Source organism: Haemophilus haemolyticus, from assembly GCF_003351405.1.
Lineage (GTDB): Bacteria > Pseudomonadota > Gammaproteobacteria > Enterobacterales > Pasteurellaceae > Haemophilus > Haemophilus haemolyticus_N.
Genome location: NZ_CP031240.1, coordinates 1,708,781 through 1,725,355 on the forward strand (window position 1 = coordinate 1,708,781; position 16,575 = coordinate 1,725,355).

13 protein-coding genes are annotated in these 16,575 nt (G+C 38.5%); 5 read left to right on the forward strand and 8 right to left on the reverse strand.

All coding sequences use genetic code 11. The features are described 5' to 3' along the window. The first annotated feature begins 342 nt into the window (after positions 1-342). From ttcA to DV427_RS08505, 3 genes are all read left to right on the forward strand, one after another. Positions 343-1,284 (forward strand): tRNA 2-thiocytidine(32) synthetase TtcA, encoded by a 942-nt coding sequence (gene ttcA / locus DV427_RS08495; RefSeq protein WP_114892017.1) that lies wholly within the window; start codon positions 343-345, stop codon positions 1,282-1,284. A 1-nt stretch (position 1,285) separates the two neighbouring features. Then, positions 1,286-1,615, forward strand: a complete 330-nt coding sequence (locus DV427_RS08500) for a TusE/DsrC/DsvC family sulfur relay protein (RefSeq protein WP_114892018.1) — start codon at positions 1,286-1,288, stop codon at positions 1,613-1,615. A 113-nt stretch (positions 1,616-1,728) separates the two neighbouring features. Beyond that, a complete protein-coding gene (locus DV427_RS08505) occupies positions 1,729-1,938 on the forward strand; it encodes a TOBE domain-containing protein (protein WP_005631673.1) in 210 nt (69 codons plus the stop codon). Positions 1,939-2,116: 178 nt separating this feature from the next. Here DV427_RS08505 and thrS read toward each other — a convergent pair whose 3' ends face one another. Next, positions 2,117-4,048, reverse strand: coding sequence for a threonine--tRNA ligase (gene thrS / locus DV427_RS08510; protein WP_114892019.1), 1,932 nt, complete (start codon positions 4,046-4,048; stop codon positions 2,117-2,119). 284 nt (positions 4,049-4,332) lie between these two features. Here thrS and DV427_RS08515 point away from each other — a divergent pair, with 284 nt between their 5' ends. After that, a complete protein-coding gene (locus DV427_RS08515) occupies positions 4,333-4,917 on the forward strand; it encodes an FMN-dependent NADH-azoreductase (RefSeq protein ID WP_114892020.1) in 585 nt (194 codons plus the stop codon). Between the two features lie 72 nt (positions 4,918-4,989). On the opposite strand, the gene topA is transcribed toward DV427_RS08515, so the two are convergent. Continuing rightward, the gene (topA, locus tag DV427_RS08520; protein ID WP_114892021.1) at positions 4,990-7,596 is read right to left on the reverse strand and encodes a type I DNA topoisomerase; all 2,607 of its coding nucleotides are present in this window, start codon (positions 7,594-7,596) and stop codon (positions 4,990-4,992) included. Positions 7,597-7,691: 95 nt separating this feature from the next. Here topA and DV427_RS08525 point away from each other — a divergent pair, with 95 nt between their 5' ends. Then, the gene (locus DV427_RS08525) at positions 7,692-8,609 is read left to right on the forward strand and encodes a LysR family transcriptional regulator (RefSeq protein WP_114892022.1); all 918 of its coding nucleotides are present in this window, start codon (positions 7,692-7,694) and stop codon (positions 8,607-8,609) included. 60 nt (positions 8,610-8,669) lie between these two features. Here DV427_RS08525 and pntB read toward each other — a convergent pair whose 3' ends face one another. The 6 genes from pntB to DV427_RS08555 form a co-directional block, all read right to left on the reverse strand. Then, positions 8,670-10,094, reverse strand: a complete 1,425-nt coding sequence (gene pntB, locus DV427_RS08530; RefSeq protein ID WP_005637794.1) for a Re/Si-specific NAD(P)(+) transhydrogenase subunit beta — start codon at positions 10,092-10,094, stop codon at positions 8,670-8,672. A gap of 10 nt (positions 10,095-10,104) precedes the next feature. Next, positions 10,105-11,643 (reverse strand): Re/Si-specific NAD(P)(+) transhydrogenase subunit alpha, encoded by a 1,539-nt coding sequence (gene pntA / locus DV427_RS08535; RefSeq protein ID WP_114892023.1) that lies wholly within the window; start codon positions 11,641-11,643, stop codon positions 10,105-10,107. Positions 11,644-11,948: 305 nt separating this feature from the next. Beyond that, a complete protein-coding gene (locus DV427_RS08540; RefSeq protein ID WP_114892024.1) occupies positions 11,949-12,455 on the reverse strand; it encodes a DUF5384 family protein in 507 nt (168 codons plus the stop codon). 15 nt (positions 12,456-12,470) lie between these two features. Then, on the reverse strand, positions 12,471-12,974 hold the full coding sequence (locus DV427_RS08545; protein ID WP_114892025.1) for an outer membrane lipoprotein: 504 nt from the start codon (positions 12,972-12,974) through the stop codon (positions 12,471-12,473). Positions 12,975-13,097: 123 nt separating this feature from the next. Continuing rightward, positions 13,098-13,748 carry an IS1595 family transposase gene (locus DV427_RS08550; protein ID WP_114892026.1) on the reverse strand — a complete coding sequence of 217 codons (651 nt, stop codon included), beginning with the start codon at positions 13,746-13,748 and terminating at the stop codon, positions 13,098-13,100. Positions 13,749-13,976: 228 nt separating this feature from the next. Beyond that, positions 13,977-16,442: a glycogen/starch/alpha-glucan phosphorylase gene (locus tag DV427_RS08555; RefSeq protein ID WP_114892027.1), complete on the reverse strand. Its 2,466-nt coding sequence runs from the start codon at positions 16,440-16,442 to the stop codon at positions 13,977-13,979. Positions 16,443-16,575: the final 133 nt, after the last annotated feature.

Here is a 16,575-nt window from a genome sequence, read left to right on the forward strand (position 1 = left end):
AAGTGCGGTCATTTTAAGTAATTTTTTATGAATGTTCTAGATTAGGCTAAACACTCTCCCAATTTTTAAATGAAGGATCATTTAGAATTAATCTGCTACCTATAGCTATTTTCAACGTACAAATGCTCACTAGACAGATAAAACCATCGTTCAGTTATATAATCAAATAGACGTAGAAAATTACAGAGAATCTAACTAGTTTATAGAATTCCATTATTGTCAGCTCAGATCTAATCTTCTACAGTTTAAGAACATATTACTTCTAAATTTTAGGAAAATGCGATCTTACTCTGATTTTTCACGTATAATGTGCGCCTTTCATGAATAACTAAAGATAACAGAATGACCGAATTAACCCAGTTAGCCCAACAAGAAAAAAAACAAACCTATAATTTCAATAAATTACAAAAACGTCTTCGCCGTAACGTAGGCAACGCCATTGCGGATTTTGGAATGATCGAAGATGGCGATAAAGTCATGGTGTGTTTATCCGGAGGCAAAGACAGTTATACGCTTCTCGATATTTTGTTAAATTTACAGCAAAGCGCACCGATAAAATTTGATATTGTGGCTGTGAACCTCGATCAAAAACAACCGGGGTTTCCAGAACACGTATTGCCTGAATATTTGGAAAGCATTAGCGTAGATTACAAAATCGTACAAGAAAATACTTACGGAATTGTAAAAGAAAAAATTCCAGAAGGAAAAACCACTTGTTCACTCTGCTCTCGCCTACGCCGTGGAATTTTATATCGTACCGCCACAGAACTTGGTGCAACCAAAATCGCTTTAGGACACCACCGAGACGATATGTTAGCGACACTATTTTTAAATATGTTTTATGGTGGCAAAATGAAATCCATGCCACCTAAATTAATTTCTGACGATGGCAAACAAATTGTGATTCGTCCGCTTGCTTATTGCAAAGAAAAAGATATTGAGAAATATGCCATCGCGAAAGAATTTCCGATTATTCCTTGTAATCTATGTGGCTCACAACCAAATCTTCAACGCCAAGTGGTGAAAGAAATGCTAAATACTTGGGATCGCCAATATCCGGGACGCTTAGAAACCATGTTCAGCGCAATGCAAAACATTACATTGTCACATATGTGCGATCCGAAATTATTTGATTTCAAAGGAATCAAACATGGGCAACTAATTGATGGCATTGAAGGCGATACCGCATTTGATGAAGAACGAATCACGCCAATGCAATTTGAAGACGAAGATCAAACTGATTTTTCAAACAACGAAATGATTAACTTTAAAGAAGTAAATTAATATGTTGAATATCAATGGAATGGAAATTGAAACTGACAAAGATGGTTATTTGCTTAATAGTCAACAATGGAACGAAGATGTTGCTCGCTCTATTGCGCAATTAGAAAGTATCGAATTAACAGATGCCCATTGGGAAGTGATTTATTTTGTGCGAGACTTTTATCAAGAATATAACACCTCCCCAGCCATCCGTATGTTGGTAAAAGCCATGGCTGAAAAGCTTGGGGCAGATAAAGGTAATAGCCGTTATTTGCAACGCTTATTTCCTGAAGGCCCCGCAAAACAAGCTACAAAACTAGCAGGCTTACCGAAACCTGCAAAATGCCTATAAAAGTGCGGTCAATTTTTTGAAAATTTTAAACTCTGGGTTTATTTACGACTTGTTTTTTTGAAATAATAGATAAAATCTGCGTTCTTTTAAACCCTAACTAACAAGGAAATGTTATGAAAATTAGTGCAAGAAACCAATTAAAAGGTAAAGTTGTTTCAATCGAAAACGGTTCAGTAAACGCGATCGTTCACATTGATATCGGTGGCGGTAACGTACTTTCTTCTACTGTATCTTTAGCAGCAGTTAAAGAATTAAACTTAGAAGTTGGTAAAGAAGCATACGCAATCATCAAAGCAACTTCTGTAATGGTTGGGGTAGAATAATTTCTTCCATAAAAACAGAATTGAATATAACCGCACTTTTAAAGTGCGGTTTTTTTATGCCTTATTTTTCCAATCAACACATTTTTAGATAAAAAATAACGGCAATCGCTTAAACGATCACCGTTAAATTGAAATCACGGTTTAAATAGTAAATTATATTGGTTATTTTCGAGAAGTATTACTCTTCATTCAATAACTTTAATTCACGACTTCTTACTTGATTTTTCAAGATTTCCGCAAATTCTTCCACTGTAAATGTACCTAAATCAGCACCTTTACGGGTACGTACTGCCACTTTTCCTTCTGCGATTTCTTTATCACCACAAACAAGCATATAAGGCACTCGGCGTAAAGTATGTTCGCGGATTTTGAAACCCACTTTTTCGTTACGTAAATCAGTTTTCACGCGTAAACCTACATCAGAAAGCTGTTTCGCGACTTTTTGTACATAGTCTGCTTGGCTATCAGTGATACTCATAACAACCGCTTGGGTTGGTGCTAACCATGCTGGGAAGAAACCTGCATATTCTTCAGTGATGATACCAATAAAGCGCTCAATAGAACCTAAAATTGCACGGTGAATCATGACTGGGGTTTTACGGCTATTATCTTCTGCCACATAAGTTGCATCTAAACGACCTGGTAATGCGAAGTCTAATTGAACGGTACCACATTGCCATTCACGGCCAATGCTATCACGTAATGCAAATTCAATTTTCGGACCATAGAATGCGCCTTCACCTTCTTGAATTTCATATTCAAGACCGTTGTGCGCTAATGCTGCTGCAAGACCTGCTTCCGCACGATCCCACATTTCATCTGAACCGATACGATTTTCAGGGCGAGTAGAAAGTTTTACTGCGATATTAGTGAAACCAAAGGTGCCATAAATATCGTACACCATTTTGATACAGCTAGTTACTTCGCTCTCAATTTGATCTTCAGTACAGAAAATGTGCGCATCATCTTGAGTAAAGCCACGTACACGCATTAAACCGTGTAAAGAGCCTGATGGTTCATTACGGTGACAAGAACCAAATTCCGCCATACGGATTGGTAAATCACGGTAAGATTTCAAACCTTGATTAAAAATTTGAACGTGTCCTGGGCAGTTCATCGGTTTAATTGCATATTCACGATTTTCAGATTGGGTTGTGAACATTAAATCTGCGTAATTTTGCCAGTGACCTGTTTTTTCCCACAATACGCGATCCATCATAAAAGGGCCTTTTACTTCTTGATAATCGTATTGTTTTAATTTAGTACGCACAAAAGTTTCAAGCTCACGGAAAATTGTCCAGCCATCATTGTGCCAGAACACCATACCCGGCGCTTCTTCTTGCATATGATATAAATCTAATGCTTTACCAATTTTACGGTGGTCACGTTTTGCTGCTTCTTCTAAGCGTGTTAAGTATTCAGCAAGTTGTTTTTTATCTGCCCAAGCCGTACCATAGATACGTTGTAACATTTTATTTTTGCTGTCACCACGCCAGTACGCACCAGCAACTTTTTGTAATTTGAAATGCTGACAGAAACGCATATTTGGCACGTGTGGGCCACGGCACATATCAATATATTCTAAATGATGATATAACGCAGGCGTTGCGGTGCGTTCAATGTTTTCATCTAAAATTGCCATTTTGTATGGCTCGCCGCGTTTTTCAAAGGTATCACGCGCTTCTTGCCAAGTAACACGTTTTTTCACGACGTCATAATTGGTTTTTGCCAATTCCAACATACGTTTTTCGATGGCATCTAAATCTTCTTGCGTTAAAGAGCGGTCTAAATCAATGTCATAGTAGAAACCGTTTTCAATAGTTGGACCAATTGCCATTTTTACATCTGGGAATAATTGTTTAATAGCGTGTCCGAGCAAATGAGCGCAAGAATGGCGGATAATCTCTAAACCGTCTTCATCTTTTGCAGTAATAATTTCTAACGTTGCATCTTGGTCGATAACATCGCATGCATCACGACGCTCACCATTTACACGGCCTGCGATAGTAGCTTTAGCAAGACCCGCACCAATATCTTGTGCGACTTCAAGAACAGAAACAGGATGATCGAATTGACGTTGGGAACCGTCAGGTAAAGTAATAATTGGCATTGTTTTTTCCTTATACAGTGGTCACCCATACGAAAGGTGACGTGTTCGTTTAAAATTCTATAAAAATTAACCGCACTTTTGCCCTACTTGGCTTCATTCCTACCATTGAACGAGCGAAATTAGGCAAAAAATGCGTGGCGAATTCTATCACTTTCTTAATGTATTGTTAAATAAATGCACATATTTTACAGAAAGGAAATAATGTTTTTCTGGCTAGGGGCTTTATATCCTAAAAATAAAGGCTAGAATAACCGCACTTTTAAATACCCAGTTAAGGAATAAAAATGAGCAACGTATTAGTATTAAAATCTAGCATTTCAGGAAATAACGCCCAGACCAATCAATTGGCCGATTATGTTATCGAAAAATTACAAGGTAATCACATTGTTGTACGCGATCTAGCCCAACAACCACTTCCATATTTTGATGCCACAGCAGCAACGGCTGTACGCGGTGAACCTAAAAATAATGAAGAAAAACAACTTCTTGCACTTTCCGATGAATTAGTCTCAGAATTAAAAAATGCGGAAACTCTGGTTATTGGTGCACCAATGTATAATCTTAGCATCCCAACACAATTAAAAACTTATTTTGATTTTATCGCACGTCCACGTGTCACTTTCCAATATACGGCAAATGGACCAGAAGGATTATTAAAAGGTAAAAAAGCGATTGTGTTATGTGCATTTGGTGGGTTGTATGATGAAGAAAATCTAGTGACACAATATATGAAGTCAATTTTAGGTTTTATCGGTATCACAGATGTGCAATTTATTTATGCGCAAGGCATTGGATTCGGACCAGAAGCGATTGAAAAAGCCCAAGCGTCCGCAAAAAATAAAATTAATGAAATTGTAGCAACCCTTTAATTCTTAGATAACCTATAAACATAAGAAGATTTATTACAAAAAAAGTGCGGTGATTTTACCGCACTTTTCTTCTTATTTTTTCCGTTCAACCCATTTTCCATTGGTGAAATCAACAATCCATTTCGTCGCTTTTCCATCTTTTTCAGAAGTCACATATTGTTTCTTCTCTTTACGACTAAAACGAACAATCGCTTCATTCCCTTCTGGGTCTTTTTGTGGTGCATCGGCTAAATAAGCCAATTTCTCAGGTAAACGCTCGCGATATTGCACAAGTTCAGCGATTTTAACTGGGCGTGTTTCGCGGGATTTCGGGAAGTTATGTGCTGACATAAATACACCACTCGCACCATCACGCAATACAAAATATGCATCAGATTTTTCACATTTTAACTCAGGAAAATGTACTGGCTCTTCTTTCGGTGGGGCGACTTCGCCATTTTTCAAAATTTTGCGCGTGTTATCACAATTTGTACATCCCATATACTTGCCAAAACGACCAAGTTTTAAATGCATATCAGCACCGCATTTATCACACTCAACAACAGGGCCATCATAACCTTTAATTTTGAATGAGCCTTCTTCAATTAAATATCCATCACAATTTGGATTATTACCGCAAATATGGATTTTACGATGGGCATCGATTACATAGCTGTCCATTGCCGTTCCACATTTTGTACAACGTTTACGATCCATTAATGCTTTGGTTTCTGAAGATTCATCTAAAACATTCAATAATTCCGCTTCAGGAATTAAATTAATCGTTGTTTTGCACCGTTCTTTTGGCGGCAATGCATAACCTGTACATCCTAAAAATACCCCTGTACTTGCCGTACGAATTGCCATATTTCTGCCACAGGTTGGGCATTTAATATCGGTTTCCACAAGGCTATTTGGGCGCATACCGCCTTCAAGTTCATCCAATTCAGCTTTAGAAAGCTGACTAGAAAAATCCTTAAAGAATTGATTCAATTCAGTTTTCCAATTCACCGAACCAGAGGCAATTTTATCTAAGGTATCTTCCATATTCGCAGTGAAATCGTAATTCATCAATTCACCAAAAGACTCATTGAGGCGATCAGTTACAATTTCGCCCATCTTTTCTGCATAGAAACGACGATTTTCAGTACGAACATAACCACGTTCTTGAATGGTGGAAATAATTGCCGCATAAGTGGAAGGTCGGCCAATACCACGTTTTTCCAATTCTTTTACTAAAGCCGCTTCAGTAAAACGAGCGGGTGGTTTAGTAAAATGTTGAGTGGGCTGCACTTCTTTTAAAGCAAGTTTTTCTGAAACAGCAACTAAAGGCAATTCTTGATCTTCAGGATTCTTGCCTATCTGTGGCAATACCTTTGTCCAACCATCAAAACGTAAAATTCGGCCTTTTGCTTTCAAGGTATAATCGCCAGCTGACACAGTCAATGTACTGCTATCATATTGTGCAGGCGGCATTTGACATGCTAAGAATTGACGCCAAATTAAATCATAAAGACGTACCGCATCTTTTTCCATCCCCTCTAAAGATTCTGGCAATGCTAGAATGTCTGATGGACGAATAGCCTCATGCGCCTCTTGCGCATTTTCTTTACTAGAATAGAAATTTGGTTTTTCTGGTAAATATTGTGCACCAAAATGATTTTCAATATAGCTACGTGCCATATTCAGCGCATCTTGACTCAAATTGGTTGAATCCGTACGCATATAAGTAATGTAACCCGCTTCATATAAACGTTGGGCTAGCATCATTGTTTTTTTAACGCCAAATCCCAAGCGAGTACTTGCAGTTTGTTGAAGCGTTGATGTAATAAATGGTGCACGAGGGCGAGAACTTGTTGGCTTAGTTTCTAAATCTGTGACAACGTAATCGGAAACATTAAGAAAATCTACCGCACTTTGTGCTTCTTTTTGATTTTTTGGATCAAATTTCTTGCCTTTATAATCCGTGACATCCAAGCGTATAGTTTGTTTATTCTGATTATTCGTAAGGACGGCAACTTCCCAATATTCTTCAGGCTGGAAGGCTTTAATTTCACGCTCGCGTTCGACTAATAATTTAACCGCAACCGATTGAACTCGACCGGCAGAAAGCCCTCGTGCTACTTTTTTCCAAAGTAACGGAGATACCATAAAGCCCACTACTCTATCTAAAAAGCGACGAGTTTGTTGTGCATTAACACGATCCATATTTAATTGTTCAGGCTTTTCAAAAGCCTGTTTAATGGCATTTTTAGTGATTTCGTTAAACACTACACGACTAAAGCGATCATCATCGCCACCAATCACCTCGCGTAAATGCCATGCAATCGCTTCCCCTTCTCTATCCAAGTCGGTTGCGAGATAAATGTGATCTGCTTTTTTAGCAAGCGACTTTAATTCGGAAACCACTTTTTCTTTACCAGGCAGAATCTGATAATTTGCTTTCCAATCGTGATAAGGATCAATCCCCATACGTTTAACTAAGGCATTACGTTCCTTCTCTGCCTTAATTTTTTCTTTTTCTTCGGCATCCATACCTTTGGTTGAAATTGGTTTAGCTTTTTCACCTGTACTAGAACCAACCGTCGGCAAATCACGAATATGTCCAACACTAGATTTCACCACATATTGGCTACCTAAATATTTATTGATAGTCTTTGCTTTTGCCGGCGACTCCACAATCACCAAGGATTTACTCATTTGATTACCTAATATCACTAGAATTTTGTAAAATTGGGGGTATAGTGCAAAGTTATGTAGGCAAAATCAAGCATTTTTTCAAAAAAGGTCTATAAATGGATAAACTCAACGCGATTTCTATTTTCTGCAAAGTCATTGAAACCCAAAGTTTTACATTGGCAGCAAAGCAACAAAATATTTCTGTGGCGATGGCAAGCAAATTAGTTTCACAGTTAGAAGAACATTTAAAAACACGCTTGTTACAACGTACCACTAGAAAAATTATGCCTACTGAGGCGGGGATGATGTATTACCAACGCTGCCAAGGAATTTTGCTTGATTTAGATGAAGCAGACTCTAGCATCACTCACCTCACTAGCTCATTACAAGGAAATTTACTTATTTCTGTTCCTCGTGATTTTGGCTTGCTTTTTATCGTACCGAATTTACCACTGTTTATTGCCGAACATCCTAATCTACATGTTGAAATTGAGTTTAATGATAAAAAAATTGACCTTGTGGCAGAAGGCTATGATCTTGCATTACGTATCGGCCATATAGCGGACAGTTCTCTTGTATCACGCAAAATCAGTACAAATACGCTACACTTTGTGGCATCACCAAGTTATCTTGAAGCGAATGGTATTCCACAAACGCCTGATGATTTAGAACATCACAATGGCTTACTTTATAAAAATGTAATGAATCAAGTGAATTGGGTTGGCTCACGCATAAATCAAACACAGCGCTTCAAAATCCAATCAAAGGTTGTGAGCAATAGTGGTTTAGCCTTATTAGAAATGGCAAAAGCAGGACTAGGTATTGTGAATTTACCGAGATTTATTATTGGTCAATCTCTCGAAAAAGGTGAACTGATTGAAATATTACCAGAATATAAACAACAAAAATTAGAAATTCATGTAGTCTATCCAAACAGAAGACATTTACCAATAAAAGTGCGGGCATTTATTGAATTTTTATCTGGCTTAGGCTTGTGTTCAGAAATTTTGGAAAATCCTGAAGATAGTCACTAAACGCCATAAAAAAATACCGCACTTAGGTAACTCCAAGTGCGGTTATTTTTATGCGTGTTTTTATAATGCTTTTAAGATATCTTCAACACGATCTTTTGCATCACCAAAGAGCATTTGCGTATTCTCTTTGAAGAATAATGGATTTTGTACGCCAGCATAACCCACTGCCATTGAACGTTTGAACACAATCACATTTTGCGCTTTCCATACTTCCAGCACAGGCATTCCCGCGATTGGGCTATTTGGATCTTCCATCGCAGCTGGGTTTACCGTATCGTTCGCACCGATAACCAATACCACATCTGTATCAGCGAAATCGTCGTTGATTTCATCCATTTCAAGTACGACATCGTAAGGCACTTTCGCTTCGGCTAAAAGCACGTTCATATGGCCAGGTAAACGTCCTGCAACAGGGTGAATACCAAAACGAACGTTCACACCACGTTCACGCAATTTTGCCGTAATATCAGCGACTGGATATTGTGCTTGTGCAACAGCCATACCATATCCTGGAGTGATAATCACAGAACTTGCATTTTTCAACAATTCAGCCACTTCTTCCGCTGTAGTTTCACGGTGTTCGCCTTGTTCTTCACTTGAAGAAACTTGAACATCGTTACCAAAACCACCCGCAATTACGCTCACAAATGAACGGTTCATCGCTTTACACATGATGTAAGAAAGAATTGCACCAGAAGAACCAACAAGCGCACCAGTTACGATAAGCAAGTCATTATTCAACATAAAACCTGCCGCCGCCGCTGCCCAACCTGAATAAGAGTTAAGCATTGATACCACAACTGGCATATCTGCCCCACCGATTGATGCCACTAAGTGCCATCCAAATGCAAGCGCAATCGCTGTCATTAATAACACAGGGAAAATGCTTTCTGGATTATTTAAGAATGCAACCATCAATAATGCAGATACCACAAGTGCAGCTAAATTTAATTTATGGCGATGCGGCAACATTAATGCTTTTGAATTAATTTTTCCGCTTAATTTACCAAATGCAACAACAGAACCAGTGAAAGTTACTGCACCGATAAAAATACCTAAAAATACTTCAACATTATGAATATTTGTTAATACCGCTTGTTCAGCTACAAATGCGGCTTGTGCTGCTGCATCTAATCCTTCTGGCATTAACGCCTCGTGGTGTAAACCATAGCTATTAAAGCCTACGAGTACAGCCGCTAAACCAACGAAACTATGAAGAATCGCCACAAGTTCTGGCATTTCAGTCATTTCTACTTTTAATGCACGTTGAACACCGATTGCACCACCGATGATCATCGCAATAATGATCCAAAATGTTCCTTCAGAATGAGGTCCAAAAATGGTTGCGATAAGGGCAATGGTCATACCAACAATACCGAACCAACAACCTGCTTTAGCAGTTTCATGTTTAGAAAGTCCTGCCAAGCTCATAATGAAAAGTAATGCTGCTAAAATATACGCAGCCTGTACTAAACCTTCAGACATTGTGCGCTCCTTAACCTTTTCTAAACATTGCTAACATACGTTGTGTGACACGGAAACCACCAAAAATATTGATGCTTGCCACCAAAATCGCCACAAAAGCTAAGGCATCGATAAATAGATTGCCTGTTGGCTGACGAATTTGTAATAACGCGCCTACAATAATAATGCCTGAAATTGCATTTGTTACTGCCATTAATGGTGTGTGAAGTGCATGGCTAACATTCCAAACCACGTAATAACCCACCACACAAGCTAAAACAAATACAGTGAAATGTGATAAAAATGCTGCAGGTGCAACAGAAGCTAACCAAAGGAATAACACACCAACACCAGCCATCACACTGTATTTCACACGAGGATCTGTTGGTTTAGATTCTTTTTTCTCTGCCACCGGTGCAGCTTTGGCTTCTTGTTTTGGTTGTGCAGACACTTGAATTTGTGCTGGTGGAATTTCTTCCCCATCACGAACAACTGTTACACCACGAAGAACCACATCTTCAAAATCAATATTGATATTGCCATCTTTCTCTTTGCACAAAAGTTTTAATAAATTGACTAAGTTTGTGCCGTACAGTTGGGAAGATTGCGTTGGTAAACGGCTTGGAAAATCTGTATAACCAATCACTTTCACTTGGTTTTCAGTTGTAACAACTTTCCCTGCTTGCGTATATTCACAGTTACCGCCAGTTGCAGCTGCTAAATCCACAATCACCGAACCTGGTTTCATTGAATCCACCATTTCTTTAGTGATTAAACGAGGCGCTGGTTTACCCGGAATAGCTGCCGTAGTAATAATAATATCGACTTCTTTAGCTTGTTCTGCGTAAAGCTCCATCGCACGACGGTTAAATTCTTCCGACATCACTTTCGCATAACCATCACCACTGCCGCCTTCTTCTTTAAAATCAATTTCTAAGAAGCTTGCGCCCATACTTTGAACTTGCTCTTTCACTTCAGGACGAGAGTCAAAAGCACGAACAATCGCTCCAAGGCTATTTGCCGCACCAATTGCCGCTAAACCAGCCACACCAGCACCAATCACCAACACTTTTGCTGGTGGAACTTTACCTGCTGCAGTAATTTGCCCGGTAAAGAAGCTACCGAATTCATGTGCAGCTTCAATGACAGCACGATAACCAGAAATATTCGCCATAGAAGAAAGCGCATCCAATGCTTGCGCACGAGAAATACGAGGCACCGCATCCATGGCTAACACATTAATTTTCTTCGCGGTGAGTTTTTTCATTAACTCAGGATTTTGCATACGCCAAATAAAGCTTACAAGCGTTGCTCCTTCCTTCATTTGAGCAATTTCTTCATCTGTCGGTGCATTTACTTTGAAGATAATATCCGATTGCCAAATTTCAGCCGACGTACCGATCTTCGCGCCTGCCTCTAAAAATGCTTGATCTTCAAAACTAGCTTTAAAACCTGCATCGTGTTCCACGATCACGTCAAAGCCCAATTTCAATATTTGCTGAACCGTTTTCGGCGTTGCCGCCACACGGCTCTCATTCTCAAGCAGCTCTCTAGGTACACCAATTAACATACTGTTTCCCTCTGATTGATGATTGGGTTGATGAGATTAATGAACAAACCTTCGCCTATTCATCGTTAAAATGACAAAAAGTCAAACGGATACAACTGTATCATTGATTGAATAAAAATAGGTAACGTTTTTAAGTGGTTTTACAAGATATTGTGATAGGGATCACGAAAAATTCTCTATTTATAATTTCCTGTTAAAAAATCAAAAATAATAAATCTATATATCCTATAAGTAATAATATTATATAGAAAAGGCCTCTCAACTTTTGCTGAGAGGCCTTTAAAAAAACTTTGGATTAAAGAAGTCTATTTAAAGAAACCAGATTCTTTTTTGACCTTAGCTTCCCCTTCTTTTTCCATCAGAGTTTTACTTCCACTTGAAAGGTTACGCGCTGAATCTGCTCCAGACTGGATAACATCAGTTTTGGCTGATTCTCTTTTTAATTCTTGCTCAATAAAATCATTTTCACGATTTACACGAGCTTTTTTACGAGCTAATTCCAACTTACGCTCTTCAATCTCAAGCTGACGCAATTCATCTTCATAAGATTGATCACGTTTTTTATCAGCCATTTGATTGTCATATTCACGTTGTTCAATAGCTTCTTGTTTACGACGAATTTCTGCTTGAGCTGCTGCACGCGCTTTTGCTGCTGCTTGAGCGGCTGCACGAGCTTTTGCCGCTGCTCTTGCCTCAGCTTGCTGACCACTACTTTCTGCCGCTGCCACAGCACTAATATCAGATCCTAAATCTGCAAATGCAGGAGAAACAACAGCACAGCCTGTTAAAAGAATAATTAAACTTTTTTTCATTGTTTAACCACCTAATTATTTTTTAGCTGGACATTCTGAATTTGGTTGAATACGAGTTTCATTTGCTTTAGTTGTAATAACCACAGCTAAACCAGGTTTAAATTGACATTTACGACCAGCTTGGGTTGAAGTATATACCTTAGAACCTTGTTTATAAGTTAAACTAACACCCTCAACTTGAACTTTATCTTTAACCATAGAACCAGCAATAACTCCACCCGTAGCTCCAGCAGTACCTGCTGCTGCTGCAGCAAGATTACTATGTTGATAACCTAGCACAGCCCCAGTAATACCACCTAAGATCGCACCAGCAGCCTGAGCCATTTGTTTATTTTCTTTATTATCAACAAGTACTTTAGCTGGCAACACAGATAAGATCGTGACAGTTTTAGTTTCTTGCTTAGTATTTAATTGAGTTGTGTCATAGACGTCAGCGCCTAAGTCTTCGGAAGAAACATTTGCACAACCGGCTAAAACCAAAGAAGAAGTTAATGCAGTTAAGAGAAAATATTTTTTCATCTGAATGATCCTCAAGTTGATTAAATTTTAAATCAATAAATTTAGGATAAAAATTATCCTAGCCAGGATTCTATAAAACTTTTATATATAAGTAAATTAAATCTAAGGGGTTGTACTAGATAACTAGACCAAACTACCCTTAACTAATTGTTTTAAAATGGATATTTGAGATTTTATTTCACTGTTGTTAAAACGCCATTCACATTCCTTTAAATATAGCTCAAAATGCTCTTTGGGAATGCCATTAAACTTGCGTAAATGGCGTTTTGCTTGATTCCAAAAATTCTCAATTCCGTTTATGTGGTTGTGGTTTTCAGTAAAATGCGTGCTGTGATTGATGCGAAAATGGCTAAATTCACTGACATCAAGCACATCATAACTACGAAAGGTATCCGTATACACAATGCTGTCAGGCTTAACTTTCTCTCGGATAATTGGCAATAATGTCGCTGATTGCGCATTAGGGACAACGACGGTATAAACCTTGCCATTTCGTTTGAGAAGCCCGAATACTGCGACTTTTCCCACGGCACCGCGACCACGTTTGCCTTTTCGAGTACCGCCGAAATAGCTTTCATCGGCTTCAATCTCTCCTTCAAACATTTCCAAATGTGGGCTTGTTTGATAGATGAGTAAGCGTAATCGATGAAAGTAATAAGCGGCTGTATTTTTGTTTACATTAACCAATTCACTGGCTGTTCTTGCTGTGACACCTGCGACAAACAGTTCAATGAGTTTATTTTGTTTATGCTGACTTAAGCGACTTTTTCTCATTGGTTTATTCTAACCTAAATGGGATTTTTAGTCGTTATCTAGTACAGCCCCAAATCTAATTAAAAACTATATCTAAAAAATTGATAAATAACGCCTATGAAATACTGCCTATTCATACTGATTCTGGCTTAAAAATTTATATAATTTTATCTGTAACTAACGCTCCAAAAATCTGCATCAAACTCGGGCTTGATGCAGATAATTTATTTATTGGCTATTAATATAAAATTAATCACCTAATTGAACAGGCTCAACTTTCCAAATTCTCTCTGCGTACTCTTTAATCGTGCGGTCAGATGAGAAGAAGCCCATATTCACGATATTTTGAATAGTGCTTTCAATCCATTGGTCGCGTTGTTTGTATTTTTCATCTACGGCTTTTTGAGTTTCTACATAACTACGGAAATCAGCGAAAGCTTGATAATAATCGTGGTATTGCAACCCTTGTAATAGTTGATGATAACGTTGAGGCTCTTCTGGTGAGAATTTACCCTCAATAATTTGATCCACGACTGTGCGTAATTGAGTATCATTTTGATAGTATTCAAATGATCGATACCCTTCACGACGAAGTTGCTCAACTTGTTCCACAGTGTTACCGAAAATAAAGATGTTATCTTCCCCCACGTTTTCCAAAATCTCCACGTTCGCACCGTCAAGTGTACCCAGTGTCAATGCGCCATTTAAGGCAAACTTCATATTACTGGTGCCAGAAGCCTCTGTGCCTGCAAGTGAAATTTGCTCTGAAATATCCGCTGCTGGAATAATTAACTGGGCAAGGCTTACGCTGTAATTTGGAATAAATACAACTTTTAAACGGCCTTTCAAACGCTCATCATTATTGATTACATTCGCCACATCATTGATTAAGTGAATGGTTTGTTTCGCCGCATAATAAGCTGAAGCCGCTTTACCAGCTAAAATAAATACGCGCGGTTGCCAATCTTGTTCAGGATGAGCAAGCATTTCATTATAGCGAGCAATAATATGCAATACGTTCAACATTTGACGTTTATATTCGTGAATACGTTTGACTTGAACATCAAATAACGCATGTGGATCAAGTTCAACACCTAATTCGGATTTCACGTATTCCGCCAATTTCACTTTGTTCGCAAATTTAATATCCGCAATCGCTTCTTTAAATGCTTTTTCTTGCGTAAATGGTTTAAGTTTTTCGATTTGACTTAAATCACAACGCCATTCTGAACCAATATATTTATCGAATAAGTCTGCCAATTGTGGATTCGCAACGGCTAACCAACGACGAGGGGTAATACCGTTTGTCACATTGGTAAAGCGTTCTGGGAAAATACGAGCGAAATCTGCAAAGGTTGAAGTCACCATTAAATCGGAATGAATTTCGGCAACCCCGTTGATTTTGTGTGAACCCACAACGGATAGCCATCCCATACGCACTTTACGTTGATAACCTTCTTCAATCAATGAAACACGACGAATAAAATCGTTATCCGTGGTGACGTAAGAACGAACATACTCTAAGAAATGATCATTGATTTCAAAAATCATCTGTAAATGACGTGGCAAGATTTTTGCCATCATTTCCACTGGCCAAGTTTCTAACGCTTCCGACATCAAAGTATGGCAGGTGTAAGAGAAAATGTTACGCGTCATCTCCCAAGCTTTTTTCCATTCAAAACCTTCATCATCCACTAAAATACGCATTAATTCAGGAATTGCTAATGCTGGATGTGTGTCATTTAAATGAATTGCCACTTTATCCGCCAAGTTTTCAAGGCTATCATGGGTGCGTTTGTGACGGCGTAAAATATCTTGAAGTGATGCAGATACTAAGAAATATTCTTGACGTAAACGCAATTCACGACCATTCCAAGTAGAATCATCAGGGTAAAGCACGCGAGATAAGTTTTTATTTGCAGAGTGTTCTTCTAATGCTGCTAAGTGTTCACCGCGGTTAAAGTCTGCAAGATTAAATACTTCACCTGCATGAGCAGACCATAAACGTAATGTTGCTGCAGAATTGTTTTGATAACCCGGGATCATTTGGTCGTAAGCAAGTGCGGTTACTTTTTCGGTATCTTGCCAAATACATTTTTTGCCTTCGAAATGAATGTTTCCACCAAATTCTACGGTAAAGCGTTTAGATGGACGAATAAACTCCCAAGGTGCACCTTTTTCAAGCCATGCATCTGGGCGCTCGACTTGCTGACCATTTTCGATTTTTTGGCGGAACATACCATATTCATAACGAATACCGTAGCCCATACCTGGTAAACCAAGGGTCGCAATAGAATCCATAAAGCACGCAGCTAAACGTCCTAAACCGCCATTACCCAAGCCAGGATCAACTTCTTTTTCTAAAACTTCTTCTAAATCGACATTTAATTCAGATAAGGCTTCTTGTGCTAATCCATAAATACCTTCTGCTATCATGGCATTAGAAAGGGTACGTCCAATTAAGAATTCCATTGAAAGGTAGTAAACACGGCGAGCATCTTCCGCTCGAGTTTGACGCGCAGTAGTGATCCAACCCTCTGTTACTAAGTCACGCACAGCGTGGAGTGTTGCGTTAAGCCAATCGCGTTGGCTCGCTTCACGCGGTGATCGACCAATTAAAAAAATAAGCTTATAAACAATTGATTTTTTGATTGCCTCAACAGTCATTTGTGGGCGATTGTATAGGAATGGAGAATCAAAATTATCCATCATCATAAGTAAAACCTCGGTTTGAATGTTAAAAAATTATCTATAATAAAAGAGATGTTGATTTAAAAATTCACGCACATTTCAAAAAATCAATCGAAATAGACCGCTCTTTGTATCCGAGAACCTTTATACCTCTAAT

Coding starts and splice junctions, on each gene's coding strand:
- ttcA (WP_114892017.1), top strand. CDS start 343: ATGACCGAATTAACCCAGTTAGCCCAACAAGAAAAAAAACAAACCTAT.
- DV427_RS08500 (WP_114892018.1), top strand. CDS start 1,286: ATGTTGAATATCAATGGAATGGAAATTGAAACTGACAAAGATGGTTAT.
- DV427_RS08505 (WP_005631673.1), top strand. CDS start 1,729: ATGAAAATTAGTGCAAGAAACCAATTAAAAGGTAAAGTTGTTTCAATC.
- thrS (WP_114892019.1), bottom strand. CDS start 4,048: ATGCCAATTATTACTTTACCTGACGGTTCCCAACGTCAATTCGATCAT.
- DV427_RS08515 (WP_114892020.1), top strand. CDS start 4,333: ATGAGCAACGTATTAGTATTAAAATCTAGCATTTCAGGAAATAACGCC.
- topA (WP_114892021.1), bottom strand. CDS start 7,596: ATGAGTAAATCCTTGGTGATTGTGGAGTCGCCGGCAAAAGCAAAGACT.
- DV427_RS08525 (WP_114892022.1), top strand. CDS start 7,692: ATGGATAAACTCAACGCGATTTCTATTTTCTGCAAAGTCATTGAAACC.
- pntB (WP_005637794.1), bottom strand. CDS start 10,094: ATGTCTGAAGGTTTAGTACAGGCTGCGTATATTTTAGCAGCATTACTT.
- pntA (WP_114892023.1), bottom strand. CDS start 11,643: ATGTTAATTGGTGTACCTAGAGAGCTGCTTGAGAATGAGAGCCGTGTG.
- DV427_RS08540 (WP_114892024.1), bottom strand. CDS start 12,455: ATGAAAAAAAGTTTAATTATTCTTTTAACAGGCTGTGCTGTTGTTTCT.
- DV427_RS08545 (WP_114892025.1), bottom strand. CDS start 12,974: ATGAAAAAATATTTTCTCTTAACTGCATTAACTTCTTCTTTGGTTTTA.
- DV427_RS08550 (WP_114892026.1), bottom strand. CDS start 13,748: ATGAGAAAAAGTCGCTTAAGTCAGCATAAACAAAATAAACTCATTGAA.
- DV427_RS08555 (WP_114892027.1), bottom strand. CDS start 16,442: ATGATGATGGATAATTTTGATTCTCCATTCCTATACAATCGCCCACAA.